The following is a 25,322-nucleotide window of genomic DNA, read 5'->3' as shown; positions in this document are numbered from 1 at the left end:
CCATCACAATTCCCCCGACAAACCTCGCCAAGTGAAAATACTGCCGCTGCAAAGTTTTCTGCAAAAAAGGAAATTCCCCCTAGCTTTTTCAAAAGAAGTCTGCTATACTAGAGCAGTCGGGGCGTGGCTCAGCTTGGTAGAGCGCTTCCTTGGGGTGGAAGAGGTCGTGGGTTCAAATCCCGTCGCTCCGACCAGCTTAGTATTTTCAAGGCTTTAGGGGTTATTCGAGCGCCTGTCGAATAGCTCCATTTTTTTACCATGAAGCCCCAAGAGGTCAAGCCGTAGGCGCAGACCGATTGGCTAGGCTTCTGTAAGGGCGGCGCACAATGTCCACAAAGTGGACGTTTGTGCGTGTAGCTTATGCCTAAATACCCGCTTATCTTTTTCTAATAGCATTGCCATCATCTCGGAAAACACGCGAACTGCAAAAGACTTGCAAACGCTTCGCCTATTTGCTATGATATAGACAAGAAGAGAACCACCGTAAACGGCTACCTCTTCCGATAAGTTAGTTAAAGAATTAACCGTCTATCTTGGTCGAGGGGCGGTTATTTCTTTTTTAACACGATGATGTACCCTGTCGCGAAGATCAGAATCACGATCAACTCGAAAGAAGTCATACGCGCCACCCCCTTTCTTTTTCGGAATGGGAGCGGAAGAAGAAGCCGCTTAGCCTTTGGTGGTTCTCTGCCGTTATTATACAGTATTTTCGTATCGTACACAAGGGAACGGCACAGCGCTTTCTAAGATTATCACTTGCAAACGCTTCGCCTATTTGCTATGATATAAACAAGAAGAGAACCACCGTAAACGGCTACCTCTTCCAAGAATATGGGTTAAAGAACTAACCGCTAACCTTTGTCCGAGGGGCGGTTATTTCTTTTTTAACACGATGATATATCCTGTTGCTCCGACCAGCTTAGATATTTTAAGGGGCTGCCGCACATAAATCATGTGCGGCAGCTTTTTTCATGCACAAAAAGTGGAGCTGCCGCACAAGTCAAATCTGACTTATGCGGCAGCTCCTTTCAGCACCGCGTCAAAACGCGGATTTTACTTTGCAGTTCCGGTATTAGAAGAGGTACTCGAGACGTGCCCAGCCCTTCTTGACCTTGTTGTCCGTATCGCTTTCGATCTTACGACCGTCGAAGTAGAGGAGCGAGCCGACGATGTTCTTGGCGAACGTGTACTGACCGCCGACTTCCCAGCCCTTTTCGCCCCAATCAGCGCCATCAAAGGTCGGTTTAATGGATGCGCCGTGACCGAGGTAACGATAGGCGGCATAGAGACCGAAGCTGTGCATGTTCTCCGGCTCTGCACCCTTGTAGTCGAGCTGGACGTTCCATGCATGATCGGAGCGATTCGTATTAGCCTTTGCGTACGCCGAATCGTTGAAATCCTGATTCTTCCAATAGCCTGCGCTCATGGCAACATTCTCGTCAAAGCTATAGTCCGCACCGATGCCCCAGATGTTCTGAATTGCATTGTCGTCGGTCGCTGCTGCTCTGTAGGCTCCATGTCCATTCAAGCGATAGTACTCACCGGCGATGGTCGCCTTCTCACTCGGCTTCCATGTGAGGTTCAAGCCGAGAAGATCCGTCGACTGGGCATCAATATCATCCTTAACACTTGTTTCCCCAAGGTTGATGCGACCAGCTGTCAGCGTGCCGGCAAACGTCGAATCTGCGCCCGCCGTGATGCTTACGCCCGTGATCTCATCATCAAGTACGACGCCCTGCTCCGTGGTTACAGGCAGAAGACCGGCATTGATGTCCGTGATGCCGTAGTGACCGGCAGCCCATGCGCGCTTGAGAGAAAGCGCACTGTTTTTACCGCTCGCATTATCCTCACTTGCATTCCACGTTGCCTCAACACGAGCCATGACCTTCCAGTGGTCGTTGACCGTAGCCTCCGGCTCCAGGCGGAACATCAGCTCATTGTCCGTCTCTGGCGTCCCCATCATGGCTTCGCCGCCCTTTTTCGAATAGGTGTACTGCAACTCGCCTGTCCACTTGACGTTGTCGATGCGGCTCTCCAGGTTCGAGACGCGGACGCCGAGGTTGTTGAGCTCATCGCTGAACTCGGCAGCGAGACGGTCGATCATCGCCTTCTGCTGGGCATTGACCTGATCTTCCTTCGCCATCGCCTTTGCGACCATCTGCGCCATTTCATAACGCGTGATCTCGTTCTCACCGCGATATGTGCCGTCGCCGTAGCCTTCGACGATGCCGTCGTCGGCAAGCTGTGCTACTGCGTCGTATGCCCAATGATCCATCGGGACATCGCTGAAGGGGTTCGCTGCTGCGAACGTCGTCGATGCTGCACCGACGACAAGCGCCGTCGTGAGCGCTGCTGTGAGAGTCTTTTTCATAAGAAACTCCTCCTTAAAAATAAATAGAACTTCGGCAGAACCAAAGATCCAAGGAGGCTTCCTCTGAGTGTCCATGTTTCCTCAAGCTCCGCCACACTTGCATCTTCGATTCCTTTCAAGAATAACACACCTCGAAATAAAAGGCAAATAAAAAATAATGAAAGAAATGCAAAAGGGGATTTTCTACCCAAAAAGCAGGTAAAAGGCTCGCGATACCTATAAAAAATAACGATTGCAAAACGCAGCTGCATTCAAAATTTGAACCGATTGGTACACTCCAACATCCAACAAATCTTTATCTCCGCTGATAATGCAAAATGCGTTCGCATCTACTGCACAAGAGATAAACTTATCATCATCCGGATCTCTGCTGACTTCCACCTTGGTGATCGGCTCAATCAATTTCAGCTCGGCAATAAAAGGCAGCAAAATATCTCGTCGAATATTTCCCTGTTTCCGCTCAATCATCTCATGTATGACATCCTCATACTCTTCCACAATTTCGGTGGTCGCACAAGCACAGATTCCGTTTCCGGCGACAGCTTCTATAATTTTTCTCGGGTATCCGCCGAAGAACGTACCGGATATAACCACATTTGTATCAATAACAATCCTCATGCACGCTTTTTCCTTCTGACTTCTTTAATGATGTCCAAGACATCGGATTCTTGGTAACCTGCGGACTCAGCCCATTTCTTCGCTTCATCGAGTCTCTCTGCAAAATCTCGCTCTGCAGGATTTAAGATAGGCTTCAGCATGATCCCGTTGCCGGCGGCATATACTGCGAGTTTGGCGCCGCTTTCTATCGAGAGTTTTCTGCACATCTCGCTTGGGAGACTCACCTGCCCGTTCGGTGATACCGTCAATACTGTCATAGTCATATTTTCACCTCCGCAAAATCTACCATCTCTTATTTTTACTATAGCATTGCCGCAGGCGAAAAGCAATATGAATGGATATGGAAAAAGCCCCTGCGCGGGGCTTTTTCTATCGAGGTTTCTCTTATTTTGCGCTTTCGTCCATCGTTTTGAATACATAGACGGCGCGGATTTCTACGGGTGTCACACCGAGATCCTCGACGGCGGTCAAAAGACCGGAGGCAAGGACGGCTCGCTCGGCTTTTTTGTCATCGCCCGTGATGATGGCGAGTGCGGCGTCGTCCTGCGGATAGAGCGTGACGATGCCGTTGCCGAAGGTGACTTCGTAAGAGCCGTTCTGCGTCTGGTAGAGGAAGCGCAACGTCTGCTCTGCGGTCTTTCGGATCTCCTTGGGATCGGGGATCTCGACCTTCTTCGAGGCGGGCTTGATCGCAAGCTTGCCGGAGCCATAGTTGACGGAATAGATACCGTCGAGGTCACGCGAGACCCCGTCCGTGAAGAGGACGGGGATAGCTTCTGCCGTGCCGCCCGGAATTTCGTCGTGGATGCCGTAGTTGCCGCGCGTCCTGGCGAGGTCGAAGCCGAAGGAGCCGTCCGCGCCTTCGACGTAGTCGTGCGCTTCGGATGCGCCGCCTGCCGTGACGACGACGCGGCTCTGCCAGCTTGTCGCTGCCATATCCTGCGGCATGGTGACGTTCACGCCGTCGGCGAATGTCGTATCGCGCGGCTGCTCGGATGTCGGAACGCCTACGCGACTTGCAGATCCTGCACCCGATGTACTGCCTGTACTCTTGCCGCCGCTTATCGTGCCGCCCCTCGTGCTTGTACCGCTGATGCCAGGCGCGCTGCCGCTGCCTGTGCTCGTGCCGCCGAAGCTTGATGTGCCGCCTGCGCTCGTGCCAATGCTGTCGATGCCGCCTGTCGCAGAGCTATGGCTGCCGATGTGGCTGCCGCCCAAGCCTGCAACGATCTGCGAGGCGGCTGTGCTGCCTGTCGTCACGGCTCTTCCCTCGGGCGTACTCATATCGAAGCCGCGCACTTTGATCGTCAGCGCACCGGGCGCATAGCGGAAGCGATAGTTGGAAAGCGTGGTCGCGCCCGTATAGCCCGCAGCAACGGATGCGGGGTCGATGTGAATGACGCCCGCATACGTCCCGCCCGCCGTCTGCGGCGTAATGGCGGCGTCGTAGTAGGTCGCGACGCCCGTGAGGTCATCGCCCGCCAAGAGTCCGCGCTCTGACGTATGGTCGCCGCGCTCGACGGTGTATTCCGTGACGACGGGATTCGGCGCACCGTAGTCACGCACGGCATTGCCCGCTGTGACAAGAACTTCGCGCGGCACGATGGCAAAGCTGCCGTCCGCATAGTGAATTGCATAGTTCGAGGCAAGCCCCGAGCCAAACTGCGCGTCAGAGACGCGCGTCCGGAGGTTCGGCGTGCCCGCGTCCGTCGTGATCGTCGCCAGCGGATCGATCGTCTCCGTGACAGAGGAAATCGTATCGCCGTTCACCAGTCCCGTCGTCGCATCGGCATGGCGCACATTGAGACGGCTCGTGCCGTTCACATAGTGCGCCGTTCCATTCGCCGCGCCGTAAGCGCGGCTCTTGTCGCCGCCCTTGATATAGAGGTCGCGCTTCGTGATGGCGAAGCCGCCGTCCACATAGTGGATGTTGTAGTTCGATGCCTTGCCCGCGCGGAACGTCGCATTTGTAATCTGCGTTTTCAACCCGCCCGCACCGACATTTGTCCTGACGGTCGCATTCGTCGATTCATCGACGTCGGCGATCGTATCGCCGTTCGCAAGTCCCGTCGTCGCCGTCGCAGCGTCGGCGCGGAACTTCGATGTGCCGCCCGTGTAGACGGCGGTCGCGTTCTCCGTGCCGTAGATGCGCGTCTTGTCGCCTGCGCGAAGCGTGAGGTCGCGCGGCGTGATGGCAAAGCTGCCGTCCTCGTAGGAGATGTCGTAGTTCGCGGCATTGCCCGTGCCGAATACGGCATTTGCGATCTTCGTCTTGAGCCCTGCCGTTCCTGCATCCGTCGTGACGGTCGCACGCGAATCGATCGTCTCCGTGACGGTCGAGATCGCATCGCCGTTGACGAGGCTTCCCGCCTTGACGCGGAAGAGATTCGTGCCGCCCACATAGCCCGCCGTCGCGTTCGCTGTGCCGTAGATGCGGCTCTTATCGCCTGCGGCGAGCGTCAGCGCACGCTTCGTGATATGGAAGGCGCCGTCTGTGTAGTGGATGTTGTAGTTGGCATCCGTACCATGCGAGAACTGCGCGGCAGAGGCGCGCGTCCAAAGACCTGCCGTGCCGGCGTTCGTCGTGACGGTCGCCGTCGGATCGATCGTCTCCGTGACGGATGAAATCGCGTCGCCGTTTACAAGTCCCGTCGTCGCGTCTGCCGCACGCACGTTGAGACGGTTCGTGCCGTTGACGTAGTGCGCCGTTTCATTGCCGTCGCCGTAGGTGCGGCTCTTGTCGCCGCCCTTGATATAGAGGTCGCGCTTCGTGATCGCGAAGCCGCCGTCCACATAGGTGATGTTGTAGTTCGACGCCTTACGATTGCCCATGAGACGTGCATTTGTAATCTGCGTCTTGAGTCCCGCCGTGCCGGCGTTCGTCGTAACAAGGGCGTCCGTCGATTCATCGACGTCGGCGATCGTATCGCCGTTCGCAAGTCCCGTGGTCGCCGTCGCAGCGTCGGCGCGGAACTTCGATGTGCCGCCCGTGTAGACGGCGGTCGCGTTCTCCGTGCCGTAGATGCGCGTCTTGTTTCCTGCGCGAAGCGTCAAGTCGCGCGGCGTGATGGCAAAGTTGCCGTCCTCGTAGGAGATGTCGTAGTTCGCGGCATTTCCCGTGCCGAATACGGCATCTGCGATCTTCGTCTTGAGCCCTTCCGTGCCTGCATCCGTCGTGACGGTCGCACGCGAATCAATCGTCTCCGTGACCGAAGAGATCGCATCGCCGTTGACGAGGTTGCCCGTCTTGACGCGGAAAAGATTCGTGCCGCCCACATAGCCCGCTGTGCTGTTCGCTGTACCGTAGATACGGCTCTTGTCGCCTGCGGCGAGCGTCAGCGCACGCTTCGTGATGTTGAAGTGTCCGTTGACGTAAGTGATGTCATAGTTCGCATCCGTGCCCTGCGAGAAGTGCGCGGCGCTTGCCTTTGTCCAAAGACCTGCCGTGCCCGCATTCGTCGTGACCGTTGCCGACGGGTCAATCGTCTCCGTCACATCGTCGATGGCATCGCCGTTGACAAGTCCCGCCGTCGCGGTTGTCGCGCCGACGTTGACTTTGCCCGTATTGTTGACATAGCCCGCCGTCGTGTTGGCATCGCCGTAGACGCGGCTCTTGTCGCCCGCCGTAATGGTCAGCGGACGCTTCTTGATCGTCAGCGTGCCGGGGGTAGAGGTGATGTTATAATCCGTCGCAAGACTGCGGCTGCCCGCAGTAAGAGCAACGCCCTGGAGCGACATCGTGTACGATCCGACACCCGTGCGCTCGGTGACAGCGTTACCGCCGCCATCAACCGCTGTGACGGTATACTTGGCGAAGCTGTCGCCGGAGACAAGCGATCCCATATACGACGGTGTGGGAATCGTCACGCTGTCGTTTGACGTGCCGTAAATGCGCTCGCCGCTCGGTGCGGTGAAGTGAATATCACGCGGTTTGATCGTCAGCTTGCCCTGCACATATTTGAATTTGTAGTTATTTGCAGAGAGATTGCTGTTTTTAAGATCAACTGCATACTCGCCCGCATGGACGGCGCCCTGTGCGTAGCCCGTCGTCTTCGACGCGTCTGCAATCGGGGTATAGGAAACAGAACCCGAGAGCAGTCCCGGCGTCGCCGCCGTCTGGCCGTTCGCGAAGTTCTCGAACGTGACGCCCGCGTTGCCCGTGTAGCTGTGCGCCGTGCCGTCGTAGTTCACCGTCTCCGTCTTGCCCTTGACCGTGACGACGCGCGGCACGATGCGGTAGTCAACCGTGATCTTGTAGTTAAGATCGTTGTGTCCCTTGTAGGTGATCTTCTCATTGGCAATGGTCGAATCCGAGCCGTAGGTATGCGCACCCGAACGCATATTGACATCCGTCTTCGCATTCGTCACTGTGCCATCCGCCGTATTGACGTCGGCATTGACGTTCGTATGCTTCGTCGTGCCGAAATTGTGCGTGCCCGAATCCTGCACATGGTCGCGGATATAGTCGACCTCTGTCTTGTCGAGCGCACGACGCTTTTCATTGCCGTCGTCTTGAATATAGAAGCCCGACGTCGAGTTGAAGAATGTACTGTTGTCATCGCCGTAAGCACGCGTCGAGTAGAATTTCAGTTCCGGCTGGTGCTTGTAGAACATCGCGTTCTTTCCCGCCGGAATCGTGATGCTGTCTCTCTGCGTGTAGTCCGTGCCGTAGCGGCGGAACTCGAATACAAGCCCGTCGATTTCGTTCTCGACCGAGTCCTCCGTATGCACGACGTAGCGATGACCGGGCGCGGTCTGGATGGCGTTCGCGCCGCCCTTGTTCTTGAACGCGCCGCCCTTCGCCTCGATGACGACATCGGACGTACCCGTGCCGACGATCTTCCCGCCGGGTGCGATCGTGACGTTGCCGCCGTCCTTGTTCTTGATATTGATCGGCGCGTTATTGCCCGTGATCTTGCCCGTGACATTCGTGCCGCCCTTTGTCTCGACGGTCACACCTGTAGCGGACGTGATATTGCCGAGATTCTTGATCTCGTTCTGACCCGTGAGATTGACGGAGTTCGCTTCGACTTCGAGCGTCGGCACGGACTTCAGGACGCCCGTCGAGGTGACGGCGCCGTTCGTCTTGATGGATACGGCATCGGCAAGCCCTTCGGGCAGATCGACGTTGCCGACCTTGACATTCCCTGCGTTTTGACCGCCGATGCGGATGCGCTTGAAGCCCGTCCCGTCAGCATTCTTTCGCAGAAGCCCCGTGCCGCTGAAGATATCGGACGGCAGCGTGGGATCGGATGCGGAGCCGCCCGCGCCGGGCGTGCCGAAGTTGATTGTCTTGCCCGGCGTATAGGTATCGAAGGAGACGTCGCCGTGACCCGTGATCGTGCTGCCGTTCGCCGTGTTGAGCTTGTCCGCATGGATGGCGACGTTGCCGTCATGATCGCGGTCGGCGCCGTCCGCATTGATATGCGCATCGTCGAGATTGACTTCACGGCTGGCGACGGTATAGTTCTGACCGTGCGTCTTGATCGAACCGGAGAGGTTGACGCCGCCCGTACCGCTCGTGATCGCCTGCTGTATGTTGAGGGTGAACGGCATGTCGATCGTACCGCTCTGATAGAGACGTCCGCCGCCTCCGCGGTCGCCGATGTTGATGATCTCATACTCCCAGAACTGACGGTTGTTTCCATTGAAATACTTATCGAGCAGCGAGAGCTTCGCGGGATCGTTCACTTCGCCGCCGAGCTTGATGTCACGATCGTGCGAGATCGGCAGGATATTGAGCGCCTTCTTGCCCTTCATCTTGCCATTGAGGTCAATCGCATCGGTCTTGAGCGTGAGCGCGCCCGTGCCCGTATCGACATTGCTTCCCGCATCGGTCGTCAAATTCTTCGATTCGAGTGCAAAGTCGTTGCCGTTCGTCTGAATGTTCGCCGAACCGTCGACCGTCATCGAACCTGCGGTTTTCCCTGAGCGGATTGTCGTCGGATCGACGAAGTTCAGATTGCCGCCGACCTTCGTCGCGCCCGTCGCGTCTTCTCTGCCGAGGTAGACGTGCTTGAAGCCGTCCTTGATCTTATTGCCGCCGAAGAGATTCTCCGGCAGATTCAGCCCCGTACCCGTCGCGCCGACGCTCAAATTCGTCGCGGCATTCGCCTGCTGTACGGTCAAGTTGCCCTTGCCCTCGACCGCCTTATCAAAGGTCATGGCGTCTGCAGAGAGTACGACGTCGCCCGCCGTGCCGCCGGATTCGCCCGCCTTGACGCCCGTGATCGTGCGCGAGGGAACGGGAGCGCCCGCAGGTGTCGTGATCTCGCCGATGGTCAAGGCGTTCGACTTGACCTTGACGGAGAGCGCGTCGGCGGCGAGCGTGCCGATTTCGTTGTCCTTTTCAAGCGCGATATTGCCGCCGACGGCGGCGAGCTTCGTCGCCTTGATCTTGCCCGCCGTCTGATTTGCCGCCGTCTTGGCATTGACAACGAGCGTCTTGTCCGCCGCAAGCGTCATATCTCCTACGAAGTTGATGTTATCCGCCTGGAGTGTCACGTCCTTCCCGAGGGAAGAATTTTTCACATTGATCGTGCCCTGCGTGCTGTTGCCTATGGCGTAATGCGAGAAGTTCGGACCGAATACTTGTGTGAACTTATTGTTCGTCAGCTGCAGGTCGCCCGTCGCACCGTCTCCAAGCCCGATGGTCTTCGAGCCGTTGTACGTTCCGATGCCGAGCGTGCCCGTGCCCGTGACGGACGGACTGCTGCCGTGCGCCGCGAGGTTCGTGATGCTGTTCGTATAGAGATTCAGCGTGCTGCCCTCACCGATGTTCATGACACCCGCACCGCCTGAGTTCTCAATCGCACCCGTCGTCAGCGTCACTTTGTAGTCCTTGCCGGAGCCGTCCGTGCCGACCTTGAGTCCGCCCGCGCCGATGACCGTCTTGCCCGTCTCCGCTGTCTTGACGACGACGCGGTTGTTCGCTTCAAGTCCGTCGATCGTGACCGTCTGGCTGCGATTGTCGCCGAGAACCAATTCGCTGAAATCTTTTCCAAAGAGCTTGCCGTTGAGCTGGTCGCTCGTGACATGAAGCCCTGCGCCCGCCGAAACGTTGTTGAGCGTCAGATCGCCATTTGTCTTTCGCGTGATGACGAGTCCGCTCTTGCCGACGATGTTCGTCGTATTGTCGTCCGCCGTCGGCGTGACGATCTCATCCGTATGCACACGGAGCGCACCGACGGTATCGGTGCCCGAGTCGAGCTGAGCGCGTGCGTCGAGCTGCAGCTTGTTGCCCGTGACATCGACCCAGACGGGTGTGGAGCCGGGAGCGACCTGCACCTTGGCATCCTCGTTCAGTACGACATCGCCGCTTCGTGCATTGAGCGTCGCCTGTGCATAGTTGCCCTCGACCTTCAGTGTAGCTCCCTGTTCGAGATGGATGTTGCCGCCCGTCTGGATATTGATTTCCGCGCCGTTTTCCTTGCTCGTCCCGCCGACGCCTTTCACATGGACAGTCTTGCCCTGCTTGACGGTGAAGCCTCCCGTGATGACCGAGGCGGGATCGTGCCCTGCCTGCGTCGGATCTGCACCGATCTTGAGCTTCGTACCCTTGCCCTCGATGGTGAGATTGTCACGCACCTCGACGCCGAGCTTGCCCGCCGCATTGATGGACTTCTTGACCGAACCGCCGTAGAAGTAGACATGCTTCTCACCTGCGACATCGAAGCCCTTAAAGCCTTCGAGTGTGTCGTTAATTGTGCGGTAGGCGATGCGGTACTCTCCGCCCGATGCGTGGGAAGGATCATCGCTGATAACGATGTCCTGTGACGCCGATGCTCCCTTGATCGTGATCTTGCCGTCTGCCGCGCCCTTGACCTTGCCGTGTCCAAGGTCAAGTCCGCCCGAGAGGTTGAGGTCAAGGTTCTTGACGGCGAGCGTATCCGCTGCCGTCGGCAGTTCCGCCGTTTGCGCCGTGATCTTCATGTCGGAGCCGCCGTTTGCGCCCGCCTTCGTCGCGCCCGTCAGCACAACCTTTTTCTTCGTCTCGATATCCGACGGGTTCTTGAACGTCGCGCCCTTGATATTGATGTCGGCATCTTGATCGCTGTTGCCGATCTTGATCTTGCCGTAAGCGGCATTGTTGATGTTCCAGTCGCCCGCATTCGTGCCGACGTTGATCGCCTGCGTCTTCGTCGCTTTTTCGAGCGTGAGTTGATTGCCGACGTTGACCTTGCCCGTGCCGAGGTCGAGGTCGTCGGCTTCGATCTTCGTATCGCCCGTTGAATTCAGCTTGCCTTCGACCGTGAGCTTCTGTCCGGCATCCAGCTTGATGTCCGTTGTCTTCGTCTTGAGCCCATCGACATCCGCTTCCGGCGTGACGGTACGATTCTTAACGACAGCGACTTTCATGTGCGTCCGATTCTTGAGCTTGAGATCGCCGTCCGCCATATCGGCGGCGATATTTTCAATCTTGTTCGCCTGCGTGCTGAGATCCATCGAGCCTTTGCCGAGAAGCAGCAAGTTACCGACTTCGAGGGGCGCACTCTGGGAAAGCCCGTCGCCGAGCGTCGTGCCCGGCGCATCGGCATGGAGCGCGAGCGTATCGCCGGATGTTCCATGAACCGTGCCCGTGATGTCGATCTTACCCTTTGTCAAGATGCTCGTATACTTGGGCATATTGCCCGCAGAAATGCCCGCGAGCGTCGCCGTACCGACATTGTCCTTCGAACCAATGCTCACATTATAGAAATTGCCCGCTTTGAGCTTTCCAAAGCCTGCATCCGAGACGAGCGTGCTCGACCCCGTGCCGCCGACGGTGAAGTTTCCTGCCGTCTTGGGCTTCAGGACGAATGTGCCCGCGCCGTTCGTATCATCAAACGCGGCATCGTTCCAGTTCGTGACGCTGTCCGTCGTCATCGTCATCGTGCCCGTGCCCGCCGCGAGGTTTGCGCCCGCAGCAAAGTCCACGGTGTTCGCCTTGAACGTCGTGTTCTTATTGCCCGTATTCGAGAGCGCTCCCGAGAACTTGAGCGTTGCGCCCGACTCGACAGAGAGCGGCGCTTTGACATCGGCTGCGCCGATCTCGACATCGCCCGTATTCGCGCTGCCGATCTGGATTTCGCCCGTGCCCGAGTTGATGAAATCGAGGTTTGGCAGCACGAGGTCGGAGGGCGTCGAAGAGCCGACGGCGATCTTTTTGCCCGCCGTTTTCGTATCAACCGTAACTTTCCCGTTTGCACTCGAAAGAGTGCCCTGCGCTCCCGAAGGAAGCGTCAGCGCATCCGTCTTGACATCGAGTGTGCCGCCTGCCGTCGATACCTTGCTCGCCGAAGCAAATTCAACGGTATTTGCTTCGAGCGATGTCGCCGCCGCGCCCGTCGATTTGACCTCGGCATTCGCATCGAGCTTGAGCGTACCGCTCGCCTTGAGCTTCATCGCGCCCGCGCCGTTCGTGATGCCGTGCGCGCCGACCGTGAGATCGCCCGCCGTCACTTCGACGTCCGCACCGTTCGTCGTCACAAGCCCCGTATCTTCGCCGACCTTGAGATCGCCGCCGTTCTTGAGTGTCAGCGCCTTCGCCTTGCCGTCGAGCTTATTGACGGCGTTCGTGCCCGTGAGGTTCACGGTCGCATCCGCCGCATCGAGCTTGAGTGCGTCCGTCGTAAGGACGCCGGCGCCCGTGATGGCGTTCTTCGAGCCGAGCGTCAGCGCGTGCGTCGAAGCGACGCTCACCGTGCCACTGATCGTCAGCGTGCCTGCGCCCGTATACATTTCCAGTTCTTCGTCCGCCGTCACGCCGTTTGCGACGATATTCGCCTTTTTCGCGGCATCGCCGACCGTATTCTTCTTGAAGTTCCGAATCTTTCCCGCAGACGTGAACGTATCACCCGCGAGATCAAGTCCGCCCGTGCCTCCCCCAAAGTTGATGGTCTTGCCATCCGAAAGCGTCCAGACTTTCGCCGAGCCTGTGGTGTCGCCGTCGCCCGTGATCGTGCCCGAGAGGTCGAGGGAATCCGTGCGCAGTTCGACGTTTCGCGTCGTGATGCTCGATGTGCCGTCGATGGAGATTCCCTTGGCAAACGTCGCATTGCTTCCCGTGGACTTGCCAATGAGCGTGACCTTGCCCGTGCCCGCCGTGATCGTCGTGCCGGAGAGAGATACGCCTGCCGCGTCTGCTGTCGTGCTGCCTGCGAGTTCGACATTGCCGCCCGCCGTACCAGCCGCCGTGGTATTGATCACGGCATGATCGAGCATGATGCCCGCTTCGCCCGCGCTCTGCGAGTTGGCAAATCCAACGCCGCTGTCCATGAGACCGCCACCGATCTTGACATTGCCGCCGAGCGTCTTGATCTGCTTGCCGTTCGCGACAGTGACACGACCGCCCGCACGGTGGTTCGTATCGGATGTAATGTCCACATTGAGCTTGCCCGCCGTCGAGCTGATATCGGCGTTGATGTTGACGCTTCCCGTCGCCTTCAAGGAGAGGGTCGCATCACCGCCCGCCGTCTTGTTGATGGCGTCCGTCACGGTGATGGAGTGATCGTCATTTCCCGTGAGGTTCGCCGTCTGGATGGTTACAGACGTACCGCCGTTCAGCGAATTGGTGACGGTCTGCACGTCTGCCTGAGAGCCGGCTTCAGGATCGCCCGCCGCCCGCGCCTTGACCTCGATGTCGCCGGGGTCGATCAGCCATTCGCCCGCTTTGCCCGCTTCGGACGAGGCGTTGACGCTTCCTGTAATCTGCACCTTCGCACCCGACGTCTCGACCGCGCCGCCCGCGCCTGTGCCCTTGCCGCGTGCCGTGATCTCGCCCGCGAAGCGCGTCATACCGTCCGACCATACGGCGACCGTGCCGCCCGCGGCATCCGCTGCCGTCGCATCGGCACGCACAGATGCGCCGCGCTCGATCGTGACATTCTTCGCGTGCGCAAGATCGCCCGCGCCCTGCCAGCCGCCGCCGATCTCGACCGTGCCAGCCGCAGCGCCGCTCACGTCCGTCACGCTTCCTGCAGCGAGACGCACGTCGTTTGCCGTCATGCGGACGGCGCCCGCCTTGCCGTCAAGGCTCGCGGCGCGCACGACGCCCTCCTGATTGACGGCGGAAGAAACAAGCGCGTCTCCCGTCGCCGCCGTCATGAATACAAGCCCGCCGTCTGCTTCGACGATGCCTTTATTCGTGACCGTCTGACGGAGCGCTGCCTTTGACGGCACAACTGTGACCTTGCCGTCGCCCGTGAAATCGAGCGTGACGTCCTCTGCCGCTGCGAGGATCGCCGCGCCCTTCTTGGCGACGACGACGCCTTCATTGACGACGTCCCTGCCGAGGAGCGCGACCGCGCCCGCATCCGCTGCGCGAAGCGTGCCGCGATTGATGACCTTGCCGCTCTCAGCTGCGCCAACGAAGGCATACTTGCCCGCCATGAAGTCGGCGTTCGTAATGTTCATCGCCGCAGCCGTGATCGCGCCCGCATCGACTTGTGCGCCGGGCGCAAAGAGGACGCCCGCGGGATTGACGAGGAAGACGCGCCCGTTCGCCGTGAGCGTGCCGAAGATTTCCGAAGGATTCCCGCCGAGCACGCGGTTCAAAAGCGCCGCCTGCGCATTCGGCTGGAAGATATTCACGCGCTCGTTTGCCGCGATGTTGAAGCTCTGCCAGTCGATGACAGCGTTCTCGGTTGTCTGATGAATCGCCATCTCCGCCTGGCTCTTAGCAATCTCAGCCGCGCCCGCAGCGACTTCGCCGCCCTGCGGCAATGCGTAGGCGGGTGCGCTCGTGCCGACGAGAGTCGCGCCCGCAGCCATGACGCCGACGCCGCTCAAAAGCGCACGGCGCACATTTTCCTGCAAACGCAGCATGAAGGGATCGAAGCCGCACACATTCTTCGCGCGGCGGTGTTTTTTCGTGAAGCCCATGATGTTTCTCCTTTTTCATCTGAAATCCTATATTTGAACGTCCAAGAGGTCCGGATAAGGCATATAGACCGCTTGGCTCTCCATTTGATTTTAGAAGAATTTATAAATCTGGAACCAGAATCTGCCGCTGCGATCCGTGTCGGAGACCGCCTTTTCATGACCGATCTTCCAAGCGTAGTGCAGATGCGCGACCCAGTTCGCCTGATTGCTCCAATTGACGCCGACGCCCGCGCCGTAGAGACTGCGGCTCTGCGGCCCCGTATAGCCCGACCAGCCGTTGTGATAGAGCTGTACATGACCGCCGTCGGCGAAGGCGATGAGCTGCCATATATTCTCGTCGCCCTCGCGCGTCGGCAAATTCCAGCGAAGCTCCGCCGTCCAGCGCCAGCCGTCGTCGCCCGACGCCTCGCCGACCGGATACGCGCGTACGCCGTAAGGTCCGCCGAGTGAGAACTTCTCCGAGGAATCGAGGTTCTTGTTCGCCCACTGGCGGCTATACGAAAGGTAGAGCGAGAGCCGGTCGTCTATGTGCTGCAGGCGCGTCAGGTTCAGGTTCCACTTGCCGAAATGCCCTGCCGTCCGTGCAGTCACAGCGTCGTACTGCCGCTGGCGCTCCTCGTCGATCGAAAGATCGCCCAGCGTATAGTTCAGTGAAAAGGTATTGCGCCCGCCCGTCCATATATGATCGAGGTTGTCGCCGTTGATGCCGACGACCCAGTTGTGCGCATGTTTAGGGTTCTTGTACGACATGCCCTTCGCTTCGTCCTCAAGATCCTTCCAGTCGAAGCGCAGCGTGCCATAGAGGTTGAAGTCGCGGCCGCGTCGGAAGTTGTGCTGCCACCAGAGGCTCACGGTCTCCGAGGCGCCTGTGTAGTCGAGTGCGGAGAAGTCGCCGCCCAGCACATAGTGCGAGCGTGCGTAGCTGACGCCGACGCGCTCGCCCTGCTTGGCGAGCGGCGTCGAGTAGGAAGCCGATCCCGACCACATGCCGCCGTTCGACACGATGCCGCCGACGGAGAAGAGGTCGCCCTCGCGAAACGGGCTTGCGTAGTTCAGAAAGGCGCTGTACTGGTAGCGTCCCGTGTAGCGATAGCCGCCATTGTCAAGACCGACGTAGCCCCACATGCGATTGCCCTTGTTCTTGACGTCAATGACGATGTCCGACGTGCCTTGACGGCTGCCCGCCTTGATCTGCGTGCGCGCTTCAACGCGCGAGAGATCGTTCGTCAGCCAGACGCCGCGATTGAGCGGCGCTTTCTTCACAAGTTCGCCCGTGGAAATACCCATCTCGCGGCGAATGGCATTCTCTGTCAGATAAGAATGGTTATTGATGATGATCTTGTCGTAACGTCCGGGGATGATCGTGAAGTCTACGATGCCGTCCTCGAACGTCTGCGGCGCAAGATAGGCGAAAGCGACGAACGAGCCGTGCGCACGCAGATACTTCGTGACTTCATCCGCCTGCGCTTCGAGGTCCGCAAGCGTCGCGTACTTGCGTTTGTGCGGCTGCAGGAGCGCACGAAGCTCCTCGTCCGTCACAGGGTTCTCGCCCGAAAAGGTATAGCGGCGCACAAAAATCGCGCTCTCTTCCGCATTCTGCCGCTTTGAAGGCGGTGCGGCGGCAGCGGCAGCCGCACCTTCCGGCGACGGCACATCGGCGGCGCTCGTGCCCATCATCGGCGCTTCACCCGCCGCCGCACGCATCATCGCCGCCTGCTCATCACGCGCCGCATCTGGAACCGTTCCCGCTTCGACGCAAAAAGGAGCGAGCAGCGCGTTCAGCAAAGCAAAGCTGACGGCAAAAGGCAGCGTCTTACGCCGTCTCGCAACCAAAGACCCATGTCGCATTATTCTCGCATCCTGCATCTTCATCCGCGTTCTTCCTCTCAAATCTATACCATTCTTTTCCATGCGCTCACAACAGTTTCAAGAATCAACAGTCGCACGTATCACTCTACAATTATTATGTCAGCCCAAAAAGTCAAGCCCAAAGGGCGCAGACTGCTCGGGCAGCTTTCATTCAGGGCGGCACATCATGTCCACAAAGTGACCGTTTATGTGTGTAGTTTACCATAAATCGGGCTTTTTTCCTAGTAGATATTATATATTTCTATGCGATCTTTCTAAAATTAGGCTTTTCACCCCATGTAAGGATGAGGCTTCTCGTACAAAAAAAGCAGGCGGCAGCTGTCCTTATATGCTATAATATACTCGGTGCTACCAAGACGGTAGGCGGTCGATTCTTAGCCCCTGAAAGGGGGCGCTGCTTATGGAACTGTACGATTTTTTATCGTTGATGTTCATGGTGACGATTTGCGTCGTTGCTATCAAAGCAAAATAAGAATCCCCGCCTTCGGCATCCAATCGTAGGCGGGGGTTCTTACCTGTATTACATTGGGGCTGACCGTCTACCGGTAGCACCCTTTTCATATTCATTATACGACGCGGCACGGTGTACGTCAAGCACAGCCTATTCTTTCAGGCACGCGGCGAAGATGATCTGATTCATCAGCACCGTCGGATTCGCCGTGTTGATTTCAGCGGCACGGGCAAAGGCTCGCCATGCTTCCTCATAGCGCTTTTCACGCACGAGGGCGACGCCAATGTTGCTCTGGGCGTTCGCCGACTGCGGCACGAGAGCGAGCACGCGCTCGAAATCGCGCATGGCGATGGCATTCTTGCCGGCTCTTAGGTTCATGACGCCGAGATTGTACCACGCGTAGGCAAAGTCCGCATGATACTTGACAAGCGTCTCCAAGTCGTCCTTCGCACGCTTCTCATCCCCTGCCGCCGCGAAGAGAAGCGCACGATTATAGCGTGCGGCGGCGTTTTTCGGCGAGAGTGAGAGCGCCTTTTCCAAGTCGGCTATCGCCTTTTCATGCGCACCGCGCTTTTCCTGAACGATGGCTCGATAGACGTAGGCGGCGGCATCTTTTTTCTCCTGCACCTTCTTCTCGGCAAATGCGAGCGAAGCGTCCGATGCATCGGGAGCCGTCGCCTCGCGGTGCAGCAGCAGAATGTCCTGCCCATAGGACGTCCCGGGTACAGCCCAGACGCCGTTAAGCCCCGTCCAGTTCTTGATATTGCCGTAGATGTCGGGGCGATAGATGCGCACGAGATCATAGCGCGGGTCGGCGAGCGGCAGACTTGGGCGGCGCGTCGTCGCATACGCCATGAGATGCTGGATGTGCGCGCGCACGCCCTCTCGCGGCAGAGCGAAATATGCGCCCTTGACCTTGTTTCCCGTCGCACCTAAGCCACAGTAGTTGTTCTGCTCGGGCAGAACGTCGCCGCCGTAAGCAAAGAAGCCCGTTTCCTTCAATGCCTGACAAAGCGCGATATCGGCGCGTACGCCCTCTTGTCCGGCTTCTTCATAATAAAGATGCACGATCTCCTCGACGGAGCAGGCGAGCTTCGGCTGCGGATTGCGCCGCCGGATGAACGCCGCCATCTGCGCCTCAGTCGCTTCCGCCGCGCCTAAGATGGAGACGCTTTCGGGCGATGCTTCCTCCGCAAGAAGCGGCTCCGTCAAAGGCTCGGCGATAGAAAAGCGCACCTCAGCAGCCGCCTTCTCGTTGATCGCCGCAGGAAGCTCGGCGCTGAAGGTCGGTCGCGCGATAAGCACGGGCTCTTTGCTTACCGTGCGGGCGGCTTGCGTCCTTTGCACATCCTGCACGCTTCCCTCAGCCGCTCCTTTGACCGTCGCCTGCGCCGCAGACGGCAAGAATACGAGCGCGGCGCAAGCGACAAAAAGAGCGGCATGAGCCAAGAGCCGACGCACCTTGTGCATCATTCTCCTTCCGGACATAACATCCCCCCATCCGCTTTCACGTCATAGATCTTCCAACCGTTGCGTCCCGCACGCTTCACATCGTAAAGCGCGGCGTCGGCTGCGAGGAAAAGTTCATCGTACGTTGTCCCATGCATCGGCGCCAGCGCAATGCCGATACTCACGGACAAAAGCGAGCGATCGTCGCGCACCTCAAGCTCCTGCGCCGCCGTCATGAGCTGCCGCGCATGACGCTCGACAGCGACGGGCGTCGTCACATTTGGCATGAGCACGGTGAACTCATCGCCGCCAAAGCGCCCGATATGATCCGACTGGCGGAAGATCGCGCGTACATCCTGTGCAAAGCGGCGCAGGACGGCGTCGCCCGCCTGATGACCATAAGTGTCGTTCATCTCCTTGAAATGGTCGAGATCCATGATGAAAAACGCATGGAATGCCCCCTCTTTCAAAGGACCGTCAAGCATCGCCTCACAGGCGGACTGAATCGCCTTCTTATTCAAAAGCCCCGTCAAGGGATCCAGTTCCGCTTCCTGCTTATAGATGTCACGCGCACGCATCAGCTTCTGCTGCTCCTCGATCGCCTTCTCCAGCTCCTCGTTCTTCGCGAGGAGCACATCCGCCTGATGTCTTTGCGTACGCGAACGCTCGATGAGGAACATCGCAATGAATATGGAAAGCAGAAGAATGACAGCGAGCGCCACCGTCTGCATGGGGTAACGCGCCGTGATGGCGGTCAGCGTCAAGCGCCCCATCATGTGCTCATTGACGATCTCCTGCACGCGCCGCGCATCGAGCTTCAAGATGCCCTTCGTCAAAACCGACTGAAGAACACGCGGCTGATGATCGGAAATCGCAATGCTCACAGGCAGCTCCGTCGAATAACTGGTAATGACGACGAGACTCGGATGCAGCGACAAAAGGCTGCTCTGCTGCAAAAAGAGCGACGGCAAGAGCGCGAAATCACAGCCGCCGTCGTCAAGCAGGCGCAGGCAGTCGGCAGGCTCGTCAAGCGGTACGATCTGCCAGTTCGGATGCTGTATATTCAGATAGGTACGCGCACCGTAAAACCAACGCGGCAGCGCAACGCGCGCCGACCCCATCGGGATCTCTCCCGTACCGCGCCGCACGACATAGGAAAAATCCTCTGAGGCAAACGTCGCCGTGAAGAAAAAGTCGCGCATCGACGGCAGATTGTTGTAAATGCAGAAGAAGAGATCTGCTTCGCCCTCGCGCAGCATTTTCAGTGCATGGTCGTTGTCCTCAGCACGCACGAAGCGAAAGTGCAGGTCGAGTTTTTCACCGATCGCCTGCAGGATGCTCGGATAAATGCCGTCGGGAACGCCATCTTCGAGACGTTCGCCGAAGAACGGCGAGTGCCCGCCGACATACGCGACGCGCAAGACAGGCGCGTTCGCCAAATACGCCGTCTCCTTGGCAGTAAAGCGCACGATCTGGCTCTGTGCACGATCGAGGAACACCTGCGTCAGATACGTTTCAAAACTGGGATTGACGGTCTCCGTATAGTAGACAAAATCGCTGAGGTTTTTGATCAGCCCCTCACGATGCTTCGCCGCGAGGAAGCAGGCGGGCAAGAGCGCTGTGCGCATCAGGAGCGTCTCGCCATCGCGCTGCTGCGTCGCGCGATTCGCGATGGCGTCGACTGCGCCGTTGGCAAGGGCTTGGTGCAGCTCGTCGGACGTCGCGTACTTCAAGATCTCCACCGTGATTCCTTCGTCGCGCAGGAGAGAAACGACAGCATAGTCATGAACCCCATCGGCTAAAACACCGATTCGCTTGCCGGATAATACAGAAGGATCCTGCACGTCCATCGTTGATCCTTCCTTCACATAGAGAGAAAGCACAGCAAATGCCGCATTGTTTATGCTGTAGGAGAAATCCTGCTGATCGTCCTGCCTATACTCCGCCGGAAAGTACAAATCAATGCGCCCTGCCCGCAGCATCTCACGAGCGCTCACTTCATCCAGCGGCACATACTCATACTGCCAGCCCGTATTGCGTGAAATCTCATCGAGATAACGCTTCGTATAGCTGAAAAGCAGCTGCTCGGGCGAACCGTCCGGAAACGCCGACACATCGGGGCAGCCCACGCGCAGCACAGTCGTCGAGTCCGTGGCAGAAGTGCTCCTGCCCGAAACGAACATCAACAGTAAGACAAGAAAAAATACCGCACCGCAGTACATGCCTCGTTTCAATTCCAACACCTCTTTTGCGGCTCCTGGACAAACCGCCTATGACACAATTTCTTACTGACTATAGTATAGCAGATTCTTCTCGAACTTTCACTATATAGCATAAAAATATCATGAGAAGCCGCTGCCAACGCTTGAAAAGAATATCGTATGCACAAAATTTCACCGGAAATGCCTAGAAAAAGCGCCGATAAATCAAAATCCTCCGCCACAGACCATTCATCTGTCTGCAGCGGAGGATTTCCTATACTTCTGTAAGGCGTGCGGACATATATACAACGTGCTTCTTTGCGGATACCATCGCAGGAAGCAGGCGAAAAACATCTCATGCTGCTTCATGCGGCGGCTGAACATATATCCTAAAAACTTCCTATAAGCGGCTTCAGTCGAGATCGGTTTCCTTTTTGAGAATCACGCCATCGGCAGCGCGCAGCTCATATTCGTACTCCATCGTGCCGCTCTTGAACTCGATGGAATAGACAAGCTCGCTCCTCTTCGTATGCAGTTCAAGCTCATAGCGATCGAGGTCATCCATCGAAAGATCCGCGTCCTCAAGCGCGATCCCCATCGCCTCTACGTCTTCGATCACATCGTAGTCGCTGATGAGGAGCTTCGTGCGCGTGTGCTTCCACGACTTTTCCCGCACGTCGATGATCTCGCCCGTCTTGGCGTCGAAGTCGATGTCCATGCCGCCCGCATTCGTTTCAAGCTCCACACGGTAAGTCGGCATATAGCCGCGTCCATCGAATTTGATCTCATAATTCGTGAGATCGCCCTCGCGAAGTCCCGATTCGGCAATCGCCTGAACCTTGATCGTATCGTAGCTCACAAAGTCGGCTGCCGACGCCTCAGCGACGGAAAAGAGCAGCGCATCCTTTCCGTGCACAGAAGGAGCGCTGAAACCAGCCGCCTGCTGTGCGGGCGCATGAAGCGCCGTCTGCCCCTCGAAAGCGCCTACGCCGAGCGCGGCAAGTGCGCCAAAAGTCAAGACCCCCGCCACGGGAACCGCCATCTGCCATTTCTTCATTTTTATCTTCTCCTCTCATTGTGTCCGTCTGTATTCCGGCTTCAACATGCTCAGTGTACCATGCCGCGCTAAAAGGACGATAACAAACAGATAAACAAAAGCTAAACTTTCGGCGGCAAACATGCAAGGATCCGCCGCCGCGCAAATCTTCAAGACAAGCGCACAGCCAACGGGCAAAACATACCGCCGCCAAATGCAGCGTCAAATCCAATGCGGCTCCGCATACGAGGGCGCGGCAGGCGGCATGAGGAACTCCGGCAGACCACGCGCATCATCCCAGTCTCCCCAACCATCCCACTCGCTAAAATCCTCCAAAATATCTTGACCGCTCCCGCCCATACCGACGCCGTCAGATCTGTCGGCTTTCTGCTTGGCGGCACGCCACGACTTGTCCTGCCAGCCGCCCTTCAAGCGGAGCAAAAAAGGCTCCGCCTCGCTCTTGCTGTTTGAGACGATATAATCCGAGATGCCGTTCGCATCATAGACGTCCCGCTTGCCGCGCAGATACAGAACGCAGACGAGCTGCGCCTTCTTGAGATCCGTCTCGCCCGACGGCAGATAGCAAAAGGCGATATCGCGCCAAGTGCCCTGTTCGCCAAAGCGCGCCACGTCGTAGATCTGCGCGATTTCGAGGAACAGCTCCGCCGCATCCGCGAGCTGCTTCTCATCCGTCAGAAAAACGGTATCGACGTCACCCTGATAGCCGAGATTCGCCGCCTTCTCCTCGGGCGTGATGAAGCGCAGACCGCGCTTTGCCGCACGCTTCTGCACCTCATCGTTGAGCCGATCGAGGCAGCGCTCAGGATAGTCGGTATAGTAGGAGCGTCCACCCGGCAGGATAATGAAGGGGATCGACGCATTGATGGGCGCGACCTTCGCATGAGCAGTAAAGGTGAAGTCGCGCTCCTTATCGCGGAAGGCGTAGTCGACCCTTTTCCACGGCTTATCTTTCGTCGCCGTCTCACCGAGATATTCAAGCTCGATGGGGAAATCGTACGCATCTTCGATCCTCTCGCGTACCTCGTACGCCGAATAAGGCTCGCTGTTTTCATCGCAGCCGCCTGTAAAAAAGTAATATATCCCATAAATTCCCAAACCCACGAAGAGGAAAAACGCCGCAAAGCCGATCGCAATCGCCAGCTGCGCATCCTTTGGTACCTTCATATACTCCCTCCTTGCACTGTTTGCTGATGGTTTTTCTTCATTATATATTTTCTTACGGTACAGCGTCAATATATGGCTTGCACAGCGCTTGAAAATATACGATCCGTTGTCAAGAATCTGCTTTTCACAAGCACACAAAAAGCCGCCAAAGAATGCTTTGGCGACTTTTCGTATGCTTTTTAGAAGGTCATGTTTACACCGCCGCGCCAGATTCTGCCGTCGTGGGCGAATTCAACACTTTCTCTGTCAAGGATGTTGTCAATGCCAAGGTAGGCACTGAAATGATCGTTGATCTTCTTATTAACGACAAGGTTTAAAACGCTGTCGGCATAGTTCTCTTCAGACAAATAGTAGCCTGAAATCCAATCGTTCCAAAGCGTCGCATCCCAGCCGTTCTTCTCATCGTCATAACTCAACTGCAGGCTGACCTTGTGATAGGCGCCTCCATCGATTCGCTTGTCCTTTCCATCACGCGCATCAAGATACGTGTAGAGACCGCGCACAGCGAAACCGTCCCCTATCTCCTGCTTCGCTTCAAACTCAAGACCTTGCATTGTCGCTTCTTTTTTATTCACCTGAACCATTCTGTAGATTTTTTTCATCCGATCTACTTTGGGAATCGAGGTGATCAAATCATCGACCTTATTGTGGAAATATGTAATCTTGCCGAAGGTTTTTCCCTTCTCCCACTCAAAACCAAGATCGAAATTCAGCGCTGTTTCCGGCTTTAAGTCCGGATTTCCTTGCAGCCAAAATACCCATCCCGGAGGCAGCCAACCGCTTGCCGGCATACCGGCCCAATCGAGGTAAAGCTCACTCGCCGTAGGTGCACGATACGCCGTACCGATGTTTGCCTTGAAGCGCAGCTCTTTATTGATCTTATATGTCGTACCGAGTTTACCGGTCACCTTATTGCCGAAGGAGCTGCTGTGATCCCAGCGCAGCGACGGAATGAGCAGCCAGTCAGGATGCACGAGCCACTCGTCCTGCACATAAAGAGCTGCGTAGTTCACCGAGCTTTTTCCAAGCCGCTGCGTGATGCCCTCACGAGAGAGATATGATACGGATTTATTGCCCTTTATGCGCGTGCCTGCATAATCTTCCTTGCGATACTCTCCACCGAAGGTCAGCAGATGATCTTTCGTCAGCTGCATGGAGCGCTTGCCATCAAAGATGAGGGAGTCGAAGGTCATATCATCAAAGCTAAGAAGCTTCCTATTCCCTCGGTTCCTCCGATCTTGTTCCTTATGAAAGTGCGTGTAGTAGACTTGCGCCTCATAGTCGCCGCGCTTGTCGCGCCCCGCATACTTGATGCCTGTCGATACGCGCACATGGTCATAATCTGCGCTTTGCACGCGCGATTCCTTCGCATAGAGATCTTCACCCAAATAGTTTGCGAAAACATCAAGCCATTTGTCCTCTGCTACATCCATACGACCTTCGATATTAAAGAAATACTTCTTGCCGTAAATATTGCTCTTAGCATCCGTGCCGCGCTCGCGATAATCCGAGCGTTTGAAGCTCGTTGAAATATTCCATTTTCCCTGCTTGCCCGTGTCGAAACGAACGCCGGCATCGTTGCGTCGGCTCGTCCAATCCGCCGTAACGATTGTTTTTTGCTCATCCGCTTTCTTGCGAATGATATTGATGACACCGCCAAGGGCTTCCGAACCGTAGAGCGAGCTTACCGCACCACGCACGATCTCAATGCGCTCGACATCGTCCATATTGATACGATCCATCTCATAGAAATTCGTCGTAGATCCTGTATCTTCCGTGCGCACACGCCGCCCATCAATCAGAATCAACGTATGATTCGTTTTCATGCCGCGAATGGATACTTGATTGCCCACCATGCCGTTTTCCATCAAGTCCAGACCGATGGCGAGCTGCAGCGCTTGGCGCACAGACTCTGCGCCCATCTTGTCGATGTCCTCGCGCGTGATGACTTCGACGGAACTTGGCGTTTCTTTGACTTCCTGCTTCGTCCTCGATGCCGTGACGACGACGGCGCCCGTTTTGATCGCTTTTCCGTCCTCGGGCTTTTTCTCCGCCGCATAGGCGGGGACAGTCATGGCAGCGAGAACGGCTGCCGTCAACAGCAGGCTCTTCTTCTTCGTGATTCTCTTCAGCATTACTCCATCTCCTTATCCTTGTATTCCTATGAGATATATAGATGCAAAGGCTATAAGGGAGCGCAAGCTACACGCACAAACGTCCACTTTGTGGACATTGTGCGCCGCCCTTACAGAAGCCTTGCCAATCGGTCTGCGCCTTCGG

Annotated in this window: 10 protein-coding genes and 1 tRNA gene; 1 reads left to right on the top strand and 10 read right to left on the bottom strand. The window is 57.1% G+C overall.

Annotated elements, in window-relative coordinates:
- Positions 1-117 precede the first annotated feature (117 nt).
- Positions 118-194, top strand: a tRNA-Pro gene (locus tag ACO5Z0_RS00750).
- 878 nt (positions 195-1,072) lie between these two features.
- Here ACO5Z0_RS00750 and ACO5Z0_RS00745 read toward each other — a convergent pair.
- From ACO5Z0_RS00745 to ACO5Z0_RS00700, 10 genes are all read right to left on the bottom strand, one after another.
- Positions 1,073-2,371 (bottom strand): S-layer homology domain-containing protein, encoded by a 1,299-nt coding sequence (locus tag ACO5Z0_RS00745; RefSeq protein ID WP_485648800.1) that lies wholly within the window; start codon positions 2,369-2,371, stop codon positions 1,073-1,075.
- A gap of 216 nt (positions 2,372-2,587) precedes the next feature.
- The gene (locus tag ACO5Z0_RS00740) at positions 2,588-2,989 is read right to left on the bottom strand and encodes a putative toxin-antitoxin system toxin component, PIN family (protein ID WP_485648799.1); all 402 of its coding nucleotides are present in this window, start codon (positions 2,987-2,989) and stop codon (positions 2,588-2,590) included.
- Entirely contained in the window at positions 2,986-3,246 is a 261-nt protein-coding gene (locus tag ACO5Z0_RS00735) for an AbrB/MazE/SpoVT family DNA-binding domain-containing protein (RefSeq protein ID WP_485648798.1), read from the bottom strand. Before ACO5Z0_RS00735 ends, ACO5Z0_RS00740 begins: the two co-directional genes overlap by 4 nt.
- 127 nt (positions 3,247-3,373) lie before the next feature.
- Positions 3,374-14,851, bottom strand: coding sequence for an MBG domain-containing protein (locus ACO5Z0_RS00730; protein ID WP_485648797.1), 11,478 nt, complete (start codon positions 14,849-14,851; stop codon positions 3,374-3,376).
- Positions 14,852-14,941: 90 nt separating this feature from the next.
- A complete protein-coding gene (locus ACO5Z0_RS00725) occupies positions 14,942-16,723 on the bottom strand; it encodes a ShlB/FhaC/HecB family hemolysin secretion/activation protein (RefSeq protein ID WP_485648796.1) in 1,782 nt (593 codons plus the stop codon).
- 598 nt (positions 16,724-17,321) lie between these two features.
- Positions 17,322-18,659: a tetratricopeptide repeat protein gene (locus ACO5Z0_RS00720; protein WP_485648795.1), complete on the bottom strand. Its 1,338-nt coding sequence runs from the start codon at positions 18,657-18,659 to the stop codon at positions 17,322-17,324.
- The gene (locus ACO5Z0_RS00715) at positions 18,641-20,860 is read right to left on the bottom strand and encodes a transporter substrate-binding domain-containing diguanylate cyclase (RefSeq protein WP_485648794.1); all 2,220 of its coding nucleotides are present in this window, start codon (positions 20,858-20,860) and stop codon (positions 18,641-18,643) included. The genes ACO5Z0_RS00720 and ACO5Z0_RS00715 overlap by 19 nt, the downstream gene beginning before the upstream one ends.
- A 373-nt stretch (positions 20,861-21,233) precedes the next feature.
- Positions 21,234-21,878, bottom strand: coding sequence for a PepSY domain-containing protein (locus ACO5Z0_RS00710; RefSeq protein WP_485648793.1), 645 nt, complete (start codon positions 21,876-21,878; stop codon positions 21,234-21,236).
- A 201-nt stretch (positions 21,879-22,079) separates the two neighbouring features.
- Positions 22,080-23,042, bottom strand: coding sequence for a hypothetical protein (locus tag ACO5Z0_RS00705; RefSeq protein ID WP_485648791.1), 963 nt, complete (start codon positions 23,040-23,042; stop codon positions 22,080-22,082).
- A gap of 179 nt (positions 23,043-23,221) precedes the next feature.
- Complete coding sequence (locus ACO5Z0_RS00700) at positions 23,222-25,177, bottom strand: TonB-dependent receptor plug domain-containing protein (RefSeq protein ID WP_485648790.1); 1,956 nt, start codon at positions 25,175-25,177, stop codon at positions 23,222-23,224.
- Positions 25,178-25,322 lie beyond the last annotated feature (145 nt).

The organism is Selenomonas sp. (assembly GCF_057272215.1).
The sequence above is the reverse complement of the archived record's forward strand: the minus strand, read 5'-3'. Positions and strand labels throughout refer to the sequence as shown.